This window comes from Agromyces aurantiacus, assembly GCF_016907355.1.
GTDB lineage: Bacteria > Actinomycetota > Actinomycetes > Actinomycetales > Microbacteriaceae > Agromyces > Agromyces aurantiacus.
This window is the reverse complement of the sequence record NZ_JAFBBW010000001.1, coordinates 3,241,037-3,257,611: the sequence shown is the minus strand read 5'-3', so window position 1 is coordinate 3,257,611 and position 16,575 is coordinate 3,241,037. Positions and strand designations below refer to the sequence as shown.

The 16,575-nt window shown below is 73.8% G+C and carries 14 protein-coding genes and 1 riboswitch; of the genes, 10 read left to right on the top strand and 4 right to left on the bottom strand.

The features are described 5' to 3' along the window. The first annotated feature begins 63 nt into the window (after nucleotides 1-63). Genes JOD46_RS15415 through JOD46_RS15395 form a run of 5 tightly spaced genes read left to right on the top strand, consistent with a single transcriptional unit; the run spans nucleotide 64 to nucleotide 5,210 of the window. Nucleotides 64-1,065 (top strand): carbohydrate ABC transporter permease, encoded by a 1,002-nt coding sequence (locus JOD46_RS15415; RefSeq protein WP_204395377.1) that lies wholly within the window; start codon nucleotides 64-66, stop codon nucleotides 1,063-1,065. Continuing rightward, on the top strand, nucleotides 1,062-1,976 hold the full coding sequence (locus JOD46_RS15410) for a carbohydrate ABC transporter permease (protein ID WP_372432720.1): 915 nt from the start codon (nucleotides 1,062-1,064) through the stop codon (nucleotides 1,974-1,976). The genes JOD46_RS15415 and JOD46_RS15410 overlap by 4 nt, the downstream gene beginning before the upstream one ends. Then, nucleotides 1,973-3,505: a glycoside hydrolase family 3 protein gene (locus tag JOD46_RS15405; RefSeq protein WP_204395376.1), complete on the top strand. Its 1,533-nt coding sequence runs from the start codon at nucleotides 1,973-1,975 to the stop codon at nucleotides 3,503-3,505. Before JOD46_RS15410 ends, JOD46_RS15405 begins: the two co-directional genes overlap by 4 nt. After that, nucleotides 3,502-4,440: an ROK family protein gene (locus tag JOD46_RS15400; RefSeq protein ID WP_204395375.1), complete on the top strand. Its 939-nt coding sequence runs from the start codon at nucleotides 3,502-3,504 to the stop codon at nucleotides 4,438-4,440. Before JOD46_RS15405 ends, JOD46_RS15400 begins: the two co-directional genes overlap by 4 nt. Further along, nucleotides 4,425-5,210, top strand: a complete 786-nt coding sequence (locus JOD46_RS15395) for a glucosamine-6-phosphate deaminase (protein ID WP_204395374.1) — start codon at nucleotides 4,425-4,427, stop codon at nucleotides 5,208-5,210. Before JOD46_RS15400 ends, JOD46_RS15395 begins: the two co-directional genes overlap by 16 nt. A 19-nt stretch (nucleotides 5,211-5,229) precedes the next feature. Here JOD46_RS15395 and JOD46_RS15390 read toward each other — a convergent pair whose 3' ends face one another. Further along, complete coding sequence (locus tag JOD46_RS15390; protein ID WP_204395373.1) at nucleotides 5,230-5,823, bottom strand: TetR/AcrR family transcriptional regulator; 594 nt, start codon at nucleotides 5,821-5,823, stop codon at nucleotides 5,230-5,232. A 96-nt stretch (nucleotides 5,824-5,919) separates the two neighbouring features. On the opposite strand from JOD46_RS15390, the gene JOD46_RS15385 reads away from it, so the two are divergent. Continuing rightward, nucleotides 5,920-7,134: a hypothetical protein gene (locus JOD46_RS15385; protein WP_204395372.1), complete on the top strand. Its 1,215-nt coding sequence runs from the start codon at nucleotides 5,920-5,922 to the stop codon at nucleotides 7,132-7,134. A 50-nt stretch (nucleotides 7,135-7,184) separates the two neighbouring features. Continuing rightward, nucleotides 7,185-7,550 carry a YrdB family protein gene (locus tag JOD46_RS15380; protein WP_204395371.1) on the top strand — a complete coding sequence of 122 codons (366 nt, stop codon included), beginning with the start codon at nucleotides 7,185-7,187 and terminating at the stop codon, nucleotides 7,548-7,550. Nucleotides 7,551-7,592: 42 nt separating this feature from the next. Here JOD46_RS15380 and purU read toward each other — a convergent pair whose 3' ends face one another. Beyond that, the gene (gene purU, locus JOD46_RS15375; protein WP_204395370.1) at nucleotides 7,593-8,468 is read right to left on the bottom strand and encodes a formyltetrahydrofolate deformylase; all 876 of its coding nucleotides are present in this window, start codon (nucleotides 8,466-8,468) and stop codon (nucleotides 7,593-7,595) included. 174 nt (nucleotides 8,469-8,642) lie between these two features. Between purU and JOD46_RS15370 the strand changes: the two genes are divergently transcribed. After that, the gene (locus JOD46_RS15370) at nucleotides 8,643-9,947 is read left to right on the top strand and encodes an MFS transporter (RefSeq protein ID WP_204395369.1); all 1,305 of its coding nucleotides are present in this window, start codon (nucleotides 8,643-8,645) and stop codon (nucleotides 9,945-9,947) included. Here JOD46_RS15370 and JOD46_RS15365 read toward each other — a convergent pair. Both JOD46_RS15365 and JOD46_RS15360 read right to left on the bottom strand, forming a co-directional pair. Beyond that, a complete protein-coding gene (locus JOD46_RS15365) occupies nucleotides 9,896-11,647 on the bottom strand; it encodes a sigma-70 family RNA polymerase sigma factor (RefSeq protein ID WP_204395368.1) in 1,752 nt (583 codons plus the stop codon). The genes JOD46_RS15370 and JOD46_RS15365 overlap by 52 nt on opposite strands. Before the next feature lie 481 nt (nucleotides 11,648-12,128). Beyond that, nucleotides 12,129-13,286 carry an N-acetylglucosamine-6-phosphate deacetylase gene (locus tag JOD46_RS15360; protein WP_204395367.1) on the bottom strand — a complete coding sequence of 386 codons (1,158 nt, stop codon included), beginning with the start codon at nucleotides 13,284-13,286 and terminating at the stop codon, nucleotides 12,129-12,131. A gap of 67 nt (nucleotides 13,287-13,353) precedes the next feature. Further along, nucleotides 13,354-13,436, top strand: a riboswitch (ZMP/ZTP riboswitch). Between the two features lie 72 nt (nucleotides 13,437-13,508). Here JOD46_RS15360 and glyA point away from each other — a divergent pair. Further along, the gene (gene glyA, locus JOD46_RS15355) at nucleotides 13,509-14,828 is read left to right on the top strand and encodes a serine hydroxymethyltransferase (protein WP_275588155.1); all 1,320 of its coding nucleotides are present in this window, start codon (nucleotides 13,509-13,511) and stop codon (nucleotides 14,826-14,828) included. A 154-nt stretch (nucleotides 14,829-14,982) separates the two neighbouring features. Then, nucleotides 14,983-15,870, top strand: coding sequence for a bifunctional methylenetetrahydrofolate dehydrogenase/methenyltetrahydrofolate cyclohydrolase (locus JOD46_RS15350; protein WP_204395365.1), 888 nt, complete (start codon nucleotides 14,983-14,985; stop codon nucleotides 15,868-15,870). Nucleotides 15,871-16,575: the final 705 nt, after the last annotated feature.

The window sequence follows — 16,575 nt, the reverse complement described above, 5'->3', positions numbered from 1 at the left end:
GCGGCCGCGCGCAGAATGGCGGTGCGGCCGCACCCTCCGCATGTCCGACGCAGGAGAACGCACATGACCACCACCGACGCCGGCCTCACTCCGGCCGTGAGCGCGGTCGAGGGCGAGCGCCTCACCGCCCCGGAGCCCGGCTCGCCGCGCTCCGGCCGCCGCAGCCGCCGAGCCCCCACTGGCGGCTTCACCCCCTACGCCCTGCTCGTGCCCGCCTCGATCGTGCTCGCCGCGATCGTCGGCTGGCCCCTCATCCAGCTGCTCGTGACCTCGATGCAGGAGTTCGGCCGCGCACAGGTCTTCGGCGCCCCGCCCGCCTTCGTGTGGTTCGAGAACTACGTCGCCGTGCTCACCGACGCGACCTTCTACGAGGTGCTCGCGCGGAGCCTCGTCTTCGCCGCGGGCTGCGTCATCGTCACGATGGCGCTCGGCACCGCCGTCGCGCTGCTGCTGCAGCGCCTGCCCAAGGGCTTCCGCCTGCTGCTCTCGCTCGGCCTCCTGCTCGCCTGGGCGATGCCGCCCCTCTCGGCGACCATCGTGTGGGGCTGGATGTTCGACACCGACTACGGCGTCGTGAACCACGTGCTGGTGAACACGTTCGGGCTCGAGCAGTTCACGCAGCACTCCTGGCTCATCGAGCCGCTCAGCTTCTTCCTCGTCGCCGGCGTGATCATCGTCTGGGGGGCGGTGCCGTTCGTCGCGTTCGCGCTCTACGCGGGCCTCACCCAGGTGCCCGACGAGGTGCTCGAGGCATCGCAGCTCGACGGGGCGGGCGGGTTCTCGCGGTTCCGCCTCATCGTGTTCCCCTACCTCAAGCCGATCTTCCTCATCACGACGATCCTGCAGATCATCTGGGACCTCAAGGTCTTCACGCAGATCTTCGCGCTCCAGGACATCGGCGGCATCCGGGAGAAGACGAACACGCTCGGCGTGTACATCTACCAGGTCTCGATCGCGGGCGGCGACTTCGGCACCGGCGGCGCGATCGCCGTGATCACGGCGCTGATCCTGATGTCCGTCTCGCTGTTCTACATCCGTCGCGTCGTCAAGGAGGAGGAGCTGTGACCGCCACGATCACCCCCGGCGTCCAGGTCGCCGGGCCCGCCGCACGTGCGCGCGCCCCGCGCACCGGCCGTCGCCGGACGCGCCTGGCCACGGTCGGCTGGAGCGCGCTCTCGGTCGTGCTGTTCGCCCTCTTCGCGTTCCCCGTCTACTGGATGGTGAACACGTCGTTCCAGCCGAACAACGAGATCCGCGGCTCCGAGATCCACTTCTGGCCTGACAACTTCACGCTGCGCAACTACGAGACCGTGCTCTTCGATCCGGGCCGCACGCCGTTCCTCCCGGCCGCGGCGAACTCGCTCATCGTGACGATCACGACGGTCGCGGTCGCCCTGGTCTTCGCGTTCCTCGCGGCGCTCGCCGTCACGCGGTTCCGCTTCCGCAGCCGGCGCACCTTCATCATCGCGATCCTCGTGATCCAGATGATCCCGGGCGAGGCGATGATGGTCTCGATCTTCCGGGTGATCGACGGATGGCACCTGCTGAACACGCTCATCGGCCTGACGATCGTGTACGTCGCGACCGTCCTGCCCTTCACGATCTGGACGCTCCGCGGCTTCGTGAACGGGGTGCCGGCCGACCTCGAGGAGGCCGCCATGATCGACGGATGCTCCCGGGCGGGCGCGTTCTGGCGCGTGACGTTCCCGCTGCTCGCCCCGGGCCTCGTCGCGACCGGCGTGTTCGGCTTCATCCAGGCCTGGAACGAGTTCGTGATGGCGCTCGTGCTGAACGCGCGGCCCGACATGATGACGCTGCCGGTGTGGCTGCGCACGTTCCTCGTGGCGAACGGCACGACGAACTGGGCCGCGATCATGGCAGGCTCGACACTGATGGCCGTTCCCGTGATCGTGTTCTTCCTGTTCGTGCAGGGCCGCATGACGAGCGGCCTCGTGAGCGGAGCCGTCAAGGGATGAGCGCCGCGATCCGAGGCGGTGCGGGCGAGGGCCTGCGCCGCGACATCCTCACGACGCTGCTGCCCGGCTTCGAGGGCCCGGCCGCGCCCGGCTGGCTGCTCGCGCTGCTGCGCGAGGGCCTCGGCGGGGTGTGCCTGTTCGGCTCGAACGTCGATTCGCCTGCGCAGCTGGCCGGCCTGACGGCCGAGCTGCGTGGCGCGAACCCCCACGCGGTCGTCGCGATCGACGAGGAGGGCGGCGACGTCACGCGCCTCTTCGCCCGCCGGGGCGCGCCCTACCCGGGCAACGCCGTACTGGGGCGCATCGACGACGTCGAGCTCACGCGCGCCGTGGGCCGAGCGGTCGGCGACGCGATCGCCGCGGTGGGGTGCACCATGACGTTCGCGCCCGACGCCGACATCAACTCGAACCCGCTCAACCCGGTGATCGGCGTGCGCAGCTTCGGCGCCGACGCCGCGCTCGTGTCACGGCACACGGCCGCGTGGGTCGAGGGCGTGCAGTCGGCCGGCGTCGACGCGGCCGCCAAGCACTTCCCGGGGCACGGCGACACCGCGACCGATTCCCACCTCGCGCTGCCGGTCGTCGACCTCCCGCTCGAGCGGCTCCGCGAGCGCGAGCTCGCGCCGTTCCGCGCCGCCATCGCGGCCGGCACGCGCTCGATCATGACCTCGCACATCCTGCTGCCGCAGCTCGACGCGGAGCAGCCCGCCACCCTGTCTCCCCGCATCCTGCAACGCCTGCTCCGCGGGGAGCTGGGGTACGAGGGCGTCATCGTCTCGGACGCCCTCGACATGGCCGGGGCGAGCGGCGTGCACGGCATCCCCGAGGCGGCCGTGCGCGCACTCGCCGCCGGCTGCGACCTGCTGTGCATCGGCACGGGCAACACCGGGCCCCAGATGGAGGAGATCGTCGCGGCCGTCGCCGAGGCGGTCGACTCGGGCCGGCTCCCGGCCGAGCGGGTGGCGGATGCCGCGGCGCGCGTGCGCTCGCTGGCGGCCGCCGGCGGCCGCCCCTCGCCAGCCGCCGCGTTCCTGCCGGCGGATCTCGCGGAGCGCATCGCGGCGTCGTTCCACGTCGATGGTCGCGCCGTCGCGCGGCTCGCGGGCGCCGGCCGCGTGGGCACGCTCGTGCGCATCGACACGGCCGCGAACATCGCGGTCGGGGCCGTGCCGTGGGGACCGTTCGCGATCCTCGCCGAGCCCGACCCGTCGCGTCCCGCGCCGGCGTGGCTCACGGATGCCGCGCTGCTCGCGCTCGATGCGGCGACCCCCGTCGGCGACCCGGCCGGCCTGCCCGGCCCGGTGCTCGTCGTCGGCAAGGACCTGCACCGCCATCCGTTCGCCGTCGAGGCGGTCGCGCGACTGCGCGCTGCGCGCGAGGATGTCGTCACCGTCGACATGGGCTGGCCGAGCGACGACCGTGCGCTCGCCGACGTCGCGACCTTCGGCGCATCGCGCGCGGTCGCCGAGGCGCTCGTCGAGCTGCTCGGGCGCGCGGTCTCCGCACCGGCTCCGGCGGAGGCGCCGTGAGGCTCGGCATCGACATCGGCGGCACGAAGACCGCGGCCGTGGCCATCGGCGACGGCGGCGAGCTCAGCGACCAGGTCCGCATGCCCACCGGGTTCGGTGCCGAGGCGGTCGTCGAGACCGCGGTGCGCACGGTCGAGCGGATGGCGCAGGTCGCCGGCATCGAGGCACGCGAGTTCCGCTCGATCGGCATCGGGATCCCCGGCTCGGTCGATTCGGCCACCGGGCGGGTCACGCACGCCGTGAACCTCGGCCTCGAGGGGCTCGACCTCGGGCCGCGCCTGACGGGTCGACTGGGCGTCGACGTGCGCGTCGAGAACGACGTGAACGCGGCCGCGCTCGGCGCGCACCACCTGCTCGGCGTCGCCGACGGCATCCGCGCCCATTCGATGGCCTACCTGAACCTCGGCACGGGCCTCGCGGCCGGCATCGTGCTCGACGGGCACCTGCTGCGCGGCCGGCGCGGCGTCGCCGGCGAGATCGGGCACATCCCGGTCGATCCCGCGGGGGAGCGGTGCCCGTGCGGGCAGCGGGGCTGCCTCGAGACCACCGCGTCCGGGTCGGCGCTCGCGACGCTCTGGCCCGGCTCCCACCGCTATCCCGCGGTCGACCTGTTCGACCGGGCGGACGCGGGCGATGCCGACGCCGTGCGCGTGCGCGAGCGGTTCCTCACCGGCGTCGCCTCGGCCGTGCGGCTGCTCGCCCTGACGACCGACGTCGACGACATCGTGATCGGCGGCGGGCTCGCCGCGCTCGGCGACCGCCTGCTGGCGGGCACGCGCGCGACGCTCGAGTCCTGGGCGGCGGGATCGGCGTTCCTGGCCTCGCTCGACCTGCCGCGTCGGGTGCAGGTCATCCCGCGCGGGTTCCCGGCCGCGGCCGTCGGCGCGGCCCTCATCGGCGAAGAACTGGAGGTGCCGGCATGGCAGAGGTCGTGATCGTCCCCGACGAGGCCGCCGCGGGCGAGCTGGTCGCCGGCGCGGTGGCGGAGCTCATCGTCGACCGGCCCGACTCGGTGCTGGGGCTCGCCACCGGCTCCACCCCGCTGTCGACGTACCGCGCGCTCGCGCGGCGGATCGAGGTCGACCGGCTCGACGTCTCCCGCGTGCGCGGCTTCGCGCTCGACGAGTACGTGGGCCTGCCCGCAGGGCACCCGGAGGGCTATCGCGCGGTGATCACGCGCGAGGTCGTGGAGCCGCTCGGCCTGCGCCCCGAGCTCGTGCACGTGCCGAACGGCGCGCCCGAGACCATCCGCATCGCCGCGGCCGAGTACGAACGCGCGATCGACGCCGCGGGCGGCGTCGACCTGCAGATCCTCGGCATCGGCCGAACGGGCCACATCGGGTTCAACGAGCCCGGTTCCTCGCTCGCCTCGCTCACCCGCGTGAAGACGCTCACCGAGGAGACCCGCGCCGACAACGCGCGCTTCTTCGACTCGCCCGACGAGGTGCCCATGCACTGCATCACGCAGGGCATCGGCACGATCCTCCGCGCCCGGCACCTCGTGCTGCTCGCGTTCGGCGACGCGAAGGCGCAGGCCGTCGCCGACGCCGTGGAGGGCCCGGTCTCGGCGAGCCGGCCGGGATCGGCGATCCAGCTGCACCCGCACGCCACGGTCGTGGTCGACGAGGCCGCGGCATCCCGCCTCGAGCACGCCGCCTACTATCGGCACGCGTGGGCGAACAAGCCCGACTGGCAGGGCATCTGAGCCTCGGCCCGCGCTCGGCTCAGCGGGGCACGAGCGTGCGCACCGTGGCCAGGTAGGCCTCCTCGTCGAACTCCGCGAGCACCGCGCGCTGGACCATGAACCCCGGTGCGAGACCCATGAGCACGGGCACCGTGCGGGTGGCGTAGGCCTCGGGGTCGCCGCCGGCGAGCCCGGGATTCACCGCAGCCCATTCGGCGACCAGCCGGTGCAGCATCCCGCGGATCGGGGCGAGGTACTCGCGCACCATCGCGCGCACCGCGGGGTCGATGGCGGCTTCGGCCCAGACCTGCAGGAACAGGTCGGGAGTGAGGTCGTCGCCGCGCATGCCGTCGATGAGGGCGACGATCACCTCGCCCGGCGCGAGCGGACCGTGGTCGGCGCGCAGGCCCTCGAGCTCCTCGGACCGCGCGGAGAGCACCTGCTGCGCGGCCGCGAAGAACAGTTCCTCCTTGCTCGCGTAGTGCCCGTAGATCGCCCCCGCGGACAGACCCGACGCGGCGATGATGTCGGACATCGACGTGCCGCGGAAGCCCTTGGCGGCGAAGCATCGCAGCGCGGCGGCCGCGATCTCGGAGCGGCGCGCCTGACGGTGCGCCTCGGTGACCTTCGGCATCCGCGCCTCCTTCCCGGCTTCTGAGACCGGCTCTTGACGATCTTAGGTCGAGGCTCCATTATAAAGAACGAACATTCGTTTTTGATAGGAGTCATCATGGAATCCCGCCCACACCCCGCCGGCGGCACGCCGTTCCGCCGGGCGATCGCCGTCGGGGCCGCGCTGGCGCTCGTCGTCGGCATCATCGTGCTCGCCTTCGCGTGGCCGTCGGTCACGGCCGAACCCAAGGATCTTCCGGTGGCCGTCGCCGGGCCCGATGCGAGCGTCGCGCAGGTCGAGTCCCGCGTGGCCGAGCAGGCCGACGGCGCGGTCGCGCTCGAGCGCGTCGACGACCGCGACGCCGCCGTCGCCTCGATCGAATCCCGCGAGGTCTACGGGGCGATCATCCTCGGCGAGGCCCCCACCGACGCTCCCGAGGTGCTCGTCGCGTCGGCCGCGAGCCCGGTCGTCGCGCAGACGCTGCGCGCCATGGCGGCCGAGCTGCAGCAGGGCATCGACGCCCAGGTGCGCGAGCAGCTGCCCGCGCAACTGTCGGGCGTGCTGCAGGATGCCGTGCGCGCCGCCGTGCAGGCCGCGCTCGCGCAGGCCTCGGGTCAGGCACCCGCGGCGCCGCCCGCGGCGCCGAGCGTTCCCGAGATCCCCACCGTCACCGTCGCGGTCACCGACGTCGTGCCGCTCGCCGACACCGATCCGCGAGGCACGGGGCTGACCGCGGCGATGTTCCCGATCGTGATCGGCGGCATGCTCGGCGGCATCGCGATCTCGCTCGCGGTGATCGGGGCGATGCGCCGGGTCGCGGCGGTCGTCGTGTACTCCGCGGTCGGCGGCCTGCTGCTCACCGGGATCCTGCAGGGGTGGTTCGGCGCGCTGCAGGGCGACTACTGGGTCAACAGCGCCGCGATCGCGCTCGCGCTCGCCGCCATCGCGGCGCCGATCACCGGCTTGGTCGCGCTGATCGGCCGCGCGGGCATCGCACTCGGGGCGGTCACGTTCCTGCTCGGGGCCAACCCGATCTCCGCCGCGGCGATCCCCGTCGAGTTCCTGCCCGCGCCGTGGGGCGCGGTGGGCCAGTGGTTCCCGCCGGGTGCGGCGGCGACGCTGCTGCGCGACCTCTCGTACTTCCCCTCGGCCGACGCCACCTTCCCGTGGCTGGTCCTCGCGGCCTGGGCGACGGGCGGCATCGTGCTCTCGCTCGTCGGCCACTTCCGCACGGCCGGCGGGGCGGAGCCCGACGCCGAGGCCGCGCACGCCGACGAGGCAGAGGCCGCGCCGGCGGAGACGACGGATCGCGAGCTCACGCCGGTCATCTGAGCGCGACCCTCCGAGCCGGTCGGGTGCGGGCGCGGGTAGGCTGGACGTCCGTGAACGACGCCACCCCCGAACCCGCACCCAAGCTCGGGTTCAACGACCTGCTGCGCTTCCTGCTCGAGATCTTCGCGATCGTGTCGCTCGGCATCTTCGGGTTCGTCGCGTTCGAGCTGCCCTGGCCGGGCGTGCTCCTCGGCATCGGCCTGCCGCTCCTCGCGATCCTGCTCTGGGGGCTGTTCCGATCGCCCAAGGCGGTGTTCGCGGTCGACCCGTTCGTGAAGGCGCTCGTCGAGATCGCGGTGTTCTCGACCGCCGCGATCGCGTGGTGGATCATGGGCCAGCCGGTGGTCGCCGTCGTCTTCGCCGTGGTCGCCGCGGTCAGCGGCGTGATCAACGGCCGTCGCGAATTCGGCGGCTGACCGGGCCGAGCGAGCGGGCCGCCTCGCCGTCGGCGGCGAGGATCAGCGGAAGATGACGGTGCGCTGGCCGTCGAGCAGCACGCGTCGCTCCGCGAACCACTTGACGGCCTGCGAGAGCGTGCGGCTCTCCTCGTCCTGGCCGATCGCGACGAGCTCGGCGACCGAGCGCGAGTGGTCGACGCGCACGACGTTCTGCTCGATGATCGGGCCCTCGTCGAGGTCGCTGGTCACGAAGTGCGCGGTCGCGCCGATGAGCTTCACGCCCCGTGCGTGCGCCTGCCGGTAGGGGTTCGCGCCCTTGAACCCGGGCAGGAACGAGTGGTGGATGTTGATGCACCGCCCGGCGAGGATGTCGCAGAGCTCGGGCGAGAGGATCTGCATGTACCGCGCGAGCACGACGAGCTCGATGTCGTGCTCCTCGACGGCCTCGAGGATGCGGCGCTCGAACGCCGCCTTCGTCTCGGGCGAGGTCACGGGCTCGGACTCGAACGGCACGCCGTAGAAGTCGACGAGGTCGCGCAGCGTGCCGTGGTTCGACAGCACGAGCGGGATCTCGATCGGCAGCTGCCCGGCCCGCTGACGGAAGAGCAGGTCGTTCACGCAGTGCCCCGCGGTCGACGCGAGCACGAGCGTGCGCAGGGGCCGGCCGACCTCGTCGAGGTGGAGGTCCATGCCCCAGCGCTCGACGACCGGCGCGAGCGCCGCCTCGAACTCGTCGCGGCCCGCCGACGACTCGACCTGCACGCGCATGAAGAAGCGCCCGGTGTCGTGGCTCGCGAACTGCTGGCTCTCGGTGATGTTGCCGCGCGCGGCGACGATCGCGCCGCTCACCGCGTGCACGATGCCCGGGCCGTCGGTGCAGCTCAGCGTGACGACCCAGTGGTGCAGGTGGGGGCTGTGCGGCTCGGCATCGGTCATCCGCACAGCGTACCGGCCCGCCATCCGGGCGGCGCACGGGCGCCGCCCAGCCGACACCGGGTAGACTGGTGGCGGTCGAGCGGTCACCGCCGGCCCCGGGCGCGCACGTGAGCGCGTAGTCGACCCGCCGCAGGCACGGCCGCGAGCGGGGAACGCCGTCGGGATGACTCAACCATGTCGATCACCGAATCGTCGCGCGCCCGCGCGGCCACCACCTCCGCCCTGCCCTGGCGCGTGCTCATCGCCCTCGCCTCGGCCGTGTTCCTGTCCATCACCATCGAGATGCTGCCGACCGGCCTCCTGCCCGAGATGAGCGCCGATCTCGGCGTGGGCGAGCCCCTCGTGGGGCTGCTCGTCTCCGTCTTCGCCTTCACGGTCGTCGTCACGTCGACCCCGCTGACCGCGCTCACCCGGCGGATGTCGCGTCGCTCGCTGCTCACGGCCGTGCTGGTCGTGCTCGCCGCGTCCACCCTGCTCAGCGCGGTCGTGCCCGAGTACTGGATGCTCGTCGGCGTCCGCGTCGTCGGCGGCGTGGCGCACGGGCTGTTCTGGGCGCTCGTCGGCGCCTACCCCGCGCGGATCGTCGCCGACGCGCAGCTCGGCCGGGCGGTGTCGGTCGTGCTCGGCGGCGGCACCATCGCGCTCATCGCGGGCGTGCCGCTCGCCACCGCGCTCGGCCAGGCGGTCGGCTGGCGCGCGGCCTTCGCGCTCGTGGCCGCCCTGACGCTCGTCGGCGCGCTCGTGCTGCGTGCGGTGCTGCCGCCGGATGGCGAGACCGCCGCCGCGCGCGCCGTCGCCGAGGGCGCGACCGCGCCCGCCGCGCCCGCCGATCGCGCGGACGCGGCATCCGCCTCGCCCGGCATCGCGAGAACGCGCGCGAACCCCGGTGCTGCGGCCGTGCTCGCGGTGTGCCTCGTGACCGCCGTGGTCATGGTCGGGCAGTACGCGACGTTGACCTACATCGCACCGATCCTGACCGAGGTGGTCGGCGCGCCGTCGTCGGCCGTCGCGCCGCTGCTCTTCGCGTCCGGGCTCGCCGGCGCGGCCGGCCTCGCGGTCGCCGGCACGCCCGTCGCGCGCAACGGCGCTCGCGCCCTGGTGGTCGCACTCGCCGTGATCGCGGCGGCCCTCGTCGTCATGGCGACGGTGCCCGCGCTCTGGCCGGCGATCGGGGCATACCTCGTGTGGGGCTTCGCGTTCGGCGCGGTGCCGCCGCTGCTCCAGACGCGGCTGCTGCACGCCGCCGCGCCCGAGAAGCGCGACGCCGCGAGCGCGCTCTACACGACCGCGTTCAACGTCGGCATCGGCGGCGGGGCGCTCATCGGCGGCCTGCTGTTCAGCGGGTTCGGCGTCGCCTCGATCCCGCTCGCGCTCGTCGTGCTCGCGGTGCTCGCGGCCGGAATCGTCGCCGTCTCGGCCCGGGCGGCTCAGCCGCGCACGGCGGTCGCGGCCGGGCCCGTGCGGTCGTCGACGACGTAGCGCACGCTCGCCGACCACGTGTGGTTGGCGGGTGCGAGCACCTCGAAGACCGCCGTGCCCCGGTCGTCGAGCACCACCTCGTCGATGGGCACGCCGTCGGCGAGGATCTGCACCGTCGCGCCCGGCACGCCCGTGAAGACCGTGTCGAGCCACGCGCCGAGCGCGGTGAAGGCCAGCGACGGGGCGGAGAGCGCGATCGCGACCGGCGCCGACGGCGCCGACCGGTTGCCCGCGACATCCGTCTGCACCGCCGTGATCTCGACGGAACCGGCGGGCAGCCCGACCAGCACGGCCGACCAGGCGCCGCCCGCGTCGGCGACCGCCTGGGCCGCACCTCCGCTCGAGGCGGTGACCGTCACGGTCGCGCCGGCCTCCGCGGTGCCCGAGACGATCGGGTCGACGAGTCCGCCGGCCGTGTCGACGAGGGTCACGACCGGGGGGAGCGCGATCGCGTCGACGGGCGGTGCGGGCGGCGTCGCCGACTCGGCGGGCGCGGCGGGCGGCGCCTCGATCGGAACCGCGAGGGCCGGTTCGGCCGGGAGGACCTCGTCGGCGGGGACCGGAGCCGGCGGCGCCGGCGACGGAGCCGGCGCCGGGAGTGCGATCGCGGCGGGAGCCTCCGCATCGACCGCGGGCGAGGCCGCCTCGGCGGACGGCGGTTCGGCCGGTGCGGGCACGAGCATCGGCATCACGGCGATCGCCGCGACCGCGGCCGCTGCGAGCGCGAGGGTGCCTGCGCCGGCCCCGACCGCGGCGAGCCCGCCGCCCGAGGTCGACCCGGCCGCCGCGGCACCCGTGCCGACCGATGCGCCACCGGACGCGGCCCCGCCCGAGCCGGCCGCGCCGGCGACCACGACGTCGCCCGCGGCGTGCACCGCGCCCGCAGCGCCGGCGGCGCCTGCCGCGAACTGCGCGACCGGCGCGCCCTGCTGCAGCCAGGCGGAGTACGCGGTCGCCGCACCCGCCCCCGCTGCGAGCGGCAGCAGCACGAGCGCGAGCCGCGAGCCGACCTCCCTCGCCTCGGCGGCCACGATGGTGCAGCGCGCGCACCCGTCGAGGTGCGCCTCGAGCTTCGCGGTATCGCGCGAGCGCAGCCTGCCGCGCGTGTAGGCGCCGAGGCGGTCGATCGTCCACGCGCACTCGGGTTCTGCGGCGGCGCCGCGCAGGTGCGCGCGGATCCACTCCTGGCGGAGCCCCTCACGCGCACGGTAGGCGAGTGCGGCCGTCGCATTGGCGGACATGCCGACGAGCGGTGCGACCTGCGCCGGCGACATCCGCTCGACCTCGCAGTACCAGAGCACCTCCTGCCACCGCGTCGGGAGCGCGCGGAACGCCTGCGCGGTCGTCGACCGGTCGAGCGACTCGAGCGCGGCCGTCTCGCTCGTGGTCGGATCCTCGAGCTGGTCGAGCGCCTCCATCGACGTCTCGCGTCGCGCACGCCCCCAGCTCGCGGCGGTGTTGCGGATCGTGGTGAACAGGTACGGGCGGAACGCGCCGTTCGGGCCGCCGCCCGCGCGGATCGCGTCGTACACCCTCGTGAACGCCTCGGCGACGAGGTCGTCGGCGTCGAAGCTCGAGTGGGAGACGGCCACGGTGCGGGCGGACGCCGCATGGCGCCGCCAGAGCTCGGCGTAGGCGTCGCGGTCGCCGCGGCGGGCGGCTTCGACGAGGTCGGCGTCGGCGGTGCGCGCAGGGGCCACGGGAGCTTCCTCTCGGAACGGGGGATGGGCGTGGGGGGGCGCCCGACCGAAGAGACGCGCGACCGGCCCGATCATGACGCCGGTCGCCCGATCATTCCAGCAGATCGCGCCGACGTGGCGCGATTCCCGGTTTCCGGGGGATTCCGCGTCATCGAACAGGCCGAGTGCCGTCTCTCACGCGAGGGGTTCGCGAACCGGAAGGGCGGATGCGGCTCCTCGGGGGATCCGGGGGCACGAGCCGGGTCCGGCGGCCGAGGGGAACAGGTCGCCGGGCCCTCTCGCATGCGGCCTCATCCGCACTGGGCGGACCCTCGGCGCAGTCACAGCCAATCCACGGCTACGGCGCGGCACGATGGTCCTGCAACCGACGTCCGGGGGTGGACGCGGGAGATCCGATCGGGGGATTCGGATCCGCATCCGGGTCGGGGCTGCAGGCGATGGGGAGCACGCCGCGGCCCCGCCCGACGCGGCACTCGGCTCGTCAGGAGCGGCGCACGCCCGCCGCCCACACCGCCTCGACCTCGAGGTCGTCGCCGAGCAGCACTGCATCGGCCGCGTACCCGGGCTCGAGCCGGCCGAGGTCGTGGGCGCGGCCGATCGCGGCCGCAGGGGTCATCGTCACCGCTGTGACGGCGTCCTCGAGCGAGAGCCGCGCCTCGAGCACCGCGCGGCGCAGCGCGACGTCCTGCGTGAGGGTCGAGCCGGCGATCGATCCACCCTCGGCGAGCCGCGCGACGCCGTCGACCACGTCGACCTCGAGCGATCCCAGCACGTACCGGCCGTCGGCCGACCCGGTCGCCGCCATCGCATCGGTCACGAGCGCGACGCGCCCCGGCGCGCCCGCGAACGCCAGCCGGACCACGTCGGGGTGCACGTGCACGCCGTCGTTGATCACCTCGAGGGTCACGTGGTCGGCGTGCATCGCGGCGACCACGGGCCCGGGCGCCCGATGGTGGATGCCGCGCATGCCGTTGAACGCGTGCGTCAGGATCGCCGCCCCCGCGTCGAACGCGCGGAGCGCGGTGTCGAAGTCGGCGCCAGTGTGCCCGACCGCGACCGCGGCGCCCGCGTCGGTGAAGCGCGCGATCGCCTCCGCTGCGCCGTCGTGCTCGGGCGCGATCGTGATCTGCCGCAGCGAACCGTCGGCCGCGGCGAGCAGCCGATCGATCGCCTCGGCGTCGGCGCGCCGCAGCCGGGCGGGATCGTGCGCGCCGCGGAACTCGTGGTCGAGGAAGGGGCCCTCCAGGTGCGAACCGAGCAGCAGCGGGTCGGATGCCGCGACGCGAGCGATCGCGGCGAGACGGGTCTCGAGCTCGTCGACCGCCGCCGTCACGAGCGAGAGCACCGAGCGCGTCGTGCCGTGTGCGCGGTGCGTCGCGAGCACCGTGCCGAGTGCGTCCTCGCCCTCCTCGGCCGACGCGCCGCCGCCGCCGTGGCAGTGCAGGTCGATGAAGCCGGGTGCGAGGACGCGGCCCGCGGCATCCGTCACCTCGCCCGCCGCGCGTCCGTCGGCGTCGCGCCATCCGTCGCCGATGCCGCGCCCGACGACCCGGTCGCCCTCGAAGCGCACCCACGCGTCGGGAACGGTGTCGCCGCCCGAGACGAGGCGGGCGGAGTGGATCACGGTCGCGCTGCTCACCCGCCCACGTTATCCCGCGCTCGCTCGCCGTCACGCGGCAGCCGCACGCGGCATCCGTTGGTATGCTTGCCCACGTCGCGACTGGCGTTGAGATGGGTGACCATCGGGGAGCGACTGGCAACGGACCGACCGCACGCCTGGGCCGGTACGCGAGGCCTCGTGGCGCGAGTCGCACGAGGCGCTGAACCGCAGGTCCGCATGTCATCTTCGAAGGAGCCAGTCTTGGCCGAGTCCCTCACCACCGACGCCCCCGCCGACGCCGTCGCGGGCGCCGCATCCGTCTTCAACCAGCCCCTCGCCGAGGTCGATCCCGAGATCGCCGAGGTGCTCGAGCAGGAGCTGAACCGCCAGCGCACCACGCTCGAGATGATCGCGAGCGAGAACTTCGTGCCCGTCTCGGTGCTGCAGTCGCAGGGCTCGGTGCTCACGAACAAGTACGCCGAGGGCTACCCGGGCCGCCGCTACTACGGCGGCTGCGAGTTCGTCGATGTCGCCGAGAACCTCGCGATCGCGCGCGCCAAGTCGCTGTTCGGCGCCGAGTACGCCAACGTGCAGCCGCACTCGGGCGCGACCGCGAACGCCGCGGTGCTGTCCGCGATCGCGACGCCCGGCGACACCATCCTCGGCCTCGAGCTGGCCCACGGCGGCCACCTCACGCACGGCATGAAGCTGAACTTCTCGGGCAAGCTCTACAACGCCGTGTCGTACGGCGTCGACCCCGAGACGTTCCTCGTCGACATGGACGTGGTGCGCGACAAGGCCCGCGAGCACAAGCCGCAGGTCATCATCGCCGGCTGGTCGGCCTACCCGCGCCAGCTCGACTTCGCCGCGTTCCGCGAGATCGCCGACGAGGTCGGCGCGAAGCTCTGGGTCGACATGGCGCACTTCGCCGGCCTCGTCGCCGCGGGCCTGCACCCGAACCCCGTGCCCCACGCCGACGTCGTGAGCTCGACCGTGCACAAGACCATCGGCGGCCCGCGCTCGGGCTTCATCCTCTCGCGCGACATGGAACTCGCGAAGAAGCTGAACTCGAACGTCTTCCCGGGCCAGCAGGGCGGCCCGCTCATGCACGTCATCGCCGCGAAGGCGACGGCGTTCAAGATCGCGGCGTCCGAGGAGTTCAAGGACCGCCAGGCCCGCACGATCCGGGGCGCGGGCATCCTCGCGTCGCGCCTCGTCGCCGACGACTCGCGCGCGGCCGGCGTCGACGTGCTCACGGGCGGCACCGACGTGCACCTCGTGCTCGCCGACCTGCGCACCTCCGAGCTCGACGGCCAGCAGGCCGAGGACCGTCTGCACGAGGTCGGCATCACCGTGAACCGCAACGCGGTGCCGTTCGACCCGCGCCCGCCGATGGTCACGTCTGGCCTGCGCATCGGCACGCCCGCGCTCGCGACCCGCGGGTTCGGCGACGCCGAGTTCACCGAGGTCGCCGACGTCATCGCGCTCGCGCTGCAGGCGAACCCGGATGTCGCGGCGCTCCGTTCGCGCGTGACCGCGCTGACCGACGCGTTCCCGCTCTACCCGGGCCTGCAGCAGTAGTCGCCGGCGGCTCGGGGGCGAGCATTCGCCCGCTCCCGAGCCGCGACCGGCACGCTGAAGGAGACCTGCGACGACGCGCCGTCCGCCCGCCGGCGCGTCGGCCGGAATCTCCTTCGTCCCGTTCCCGCCGACCAGCTCGGAAGAGGTACCCAGCATGACCGCGATCACCCTCGACGGCGTCGCCACCGCATCGGCCGTGAAGTCGGAGCTGTCGACGCGCATCACCGAACTCCGGGCGCACGGCGTCGTGCCGGGCCTCGGCACGCTGCTCGTCGGCGACGACCCCGCCTCGCGCTCGTACGTCGCCGGAAAGCACCGCGACTGCGCCGAGGTCGGCATCGAGTCGATCCGCGTCGACCTGCCGGCGTCGGCGACGACGGCCGACGTGCGCGCGGCGATCCGCGACCTCAACTCGGCGCGCGAGGTGACGGGCTACATCGTGCAGCTGCCGCTGCCCACGGGGCACGACGAGAACGCGATGCTGGAGCTCATCGACCCCCTCAAGGACGCCGACGGCTTGCACCCCACGAACCTCGGGCGGCTCGTGCTCGGCATCGAGGGCGAGCTGCACTCGCCGCTGCCGTGCACGCCCGCGGGCATCGTCGAGATGCTCCAGCGCTACGACGTGCCGATCCGCGGCCAGCACGTGACCGTCATCGGTCGCGGTCTCACCGTCGGCCGCCCGCTCGGCCTGCTCTTCACGCGCAAGGGCCTGGATGCCACGGTGACGCTGACGCACTCGCGCACGCGCGACCTCGCCGCCGAGGTGCGGCGAGCCGACATCGTCGTCGCGGCCGTGGGCGTGCCCCACATGGTCAAGCCCGACTGGATCAAGCCGGGCGCCGCGGTGCTCGACGTGGGCATCACGCGCGTCGCCGACGAGGAGACCGGCAAGGGCCGGCTCACGGGCGACGTCGACCCGGCCGTCGCCGAGGTCGCCGGGCACCTCTCGCCGAACCCCGGCGGGGTCGGCCCGATGACGCGCGCCATGCTCCTCGCGAACGTCGTGAAGGCGGCGGAGGTCAAGCTCCGCGGGCGCTGACCGGCCGGCGAGGCGGCGTCCGCCGCGTCCGGTGGTCGCGCGCGGCGCTGGCGCATGGTGCGGCGGGATGCCGCGCGCGTGGCTCGATTCAACGCCGCCTCAAATGAGGCCCGGCTGAGACGATCTCGGGTCAGGGGTTGCCGCGCGCGTGGCTCGTGTCAACGGAGCCTCATTTGAGGCCGCGCTGACCTGATTTCGGTTCAGGGGATGACGCGTGCCCGGCTCGTGTCAACGGAGCCTCATCTGAGGCCGCGCTCACCTGATTTCGGGTCGAGGGATGCCGCGTGCCTGGCTCGTGTCAATGGAGCCTCACTTGAGGCCGCGCTGACATGGGTTCGCGGCCGGGCCGCGCGAGCGATGCGGGTTTGTCGATCGGGCCTCACATGAGGCCGGACTGACACGAGTCGCGGCTTGGCGCTGCGTCGCCACGTGGCAGGTCAGCGCAGCCTCAAATGAGGCTGCGCTGACATGAGCCGTTCGCAAGCATTCGCGGCGCGGGTCCGTGCGGCGCTCCGCGTGCGGCGCGAGGCGTGCGGCGTGGGGCCGTGCGGAATCCGGCGTGCGGCGTGGGTCCGTGAGGCGCTCCGCGTGCGGCGTGCGGCGTGCGTCGGGGTCCGTGCGGCGTGCGGCGTGCGGAGTGCGGACTGCGGGGCATGGGGAGGGGCCGGGCGCGCGGCCGCATTCCCGCCGCGGGTCGGGTGCCAC

Bases quoted from the DNA above. Each gene is read 5' to 3' on its own strand.
- JOD46_RS15385 (WP_204395372.1), top strand. From the start codon at position 5,920: ATGGAATCCCGCCCACACCCCGCCGGCGGCACGCCGTTCCGCCGGGCG.
- purU (WP_204395370.1), bottom strand. From the start codon at position 8,468: ATGACCGATGCCGAGCCGCACAGCCCCCACCTGCACCACTGGGTCGTC.
- JOD46_RS15395 (WP_204395374.1), top strand. From the start codon at position 4,425: ATGGCAGAGGTCGTGATCGTCCCCGACGAGGCCGCCGCGGGCGAGCTG.
- JOD46_RS15370 (WP_204395369.1), top strand. From the start codon at position 8,643: ATGTCGATCACCGAATCGTCGCGCGCCCGCGCGGCCACCACCTCCGCC.
- JOD46_RS15415 (WP_204395377.1), top strand. From the start codon at position 64: ATGACCACCACCGACGCCGGCCTCACTCCGGCCGTGAGCGCGGTCGAG.
- JOD46_RS15390 (WP_204395373.1), bottom strand. From the start codon at position 5,823: ATGCCGAAGGTCACCGAGGCGCACCGTCAGGCGCGCCGCTCCGAGATC.
- JOD46_RS15405 (WP_204395376.1), top strand. From the start codon at position 1,973: ATGAGCGCCGCGATCCGAGGCGGTGCGGGCGAGGGCCTGCGCCGCGAC.
- JOD46_RS15350 (WP_204395365.1), top strand. From the start codon at position 14,983: ATGACCGCGATCACCCTCGACGGCGTCGCCACCGCATCGGCCGTGAAG.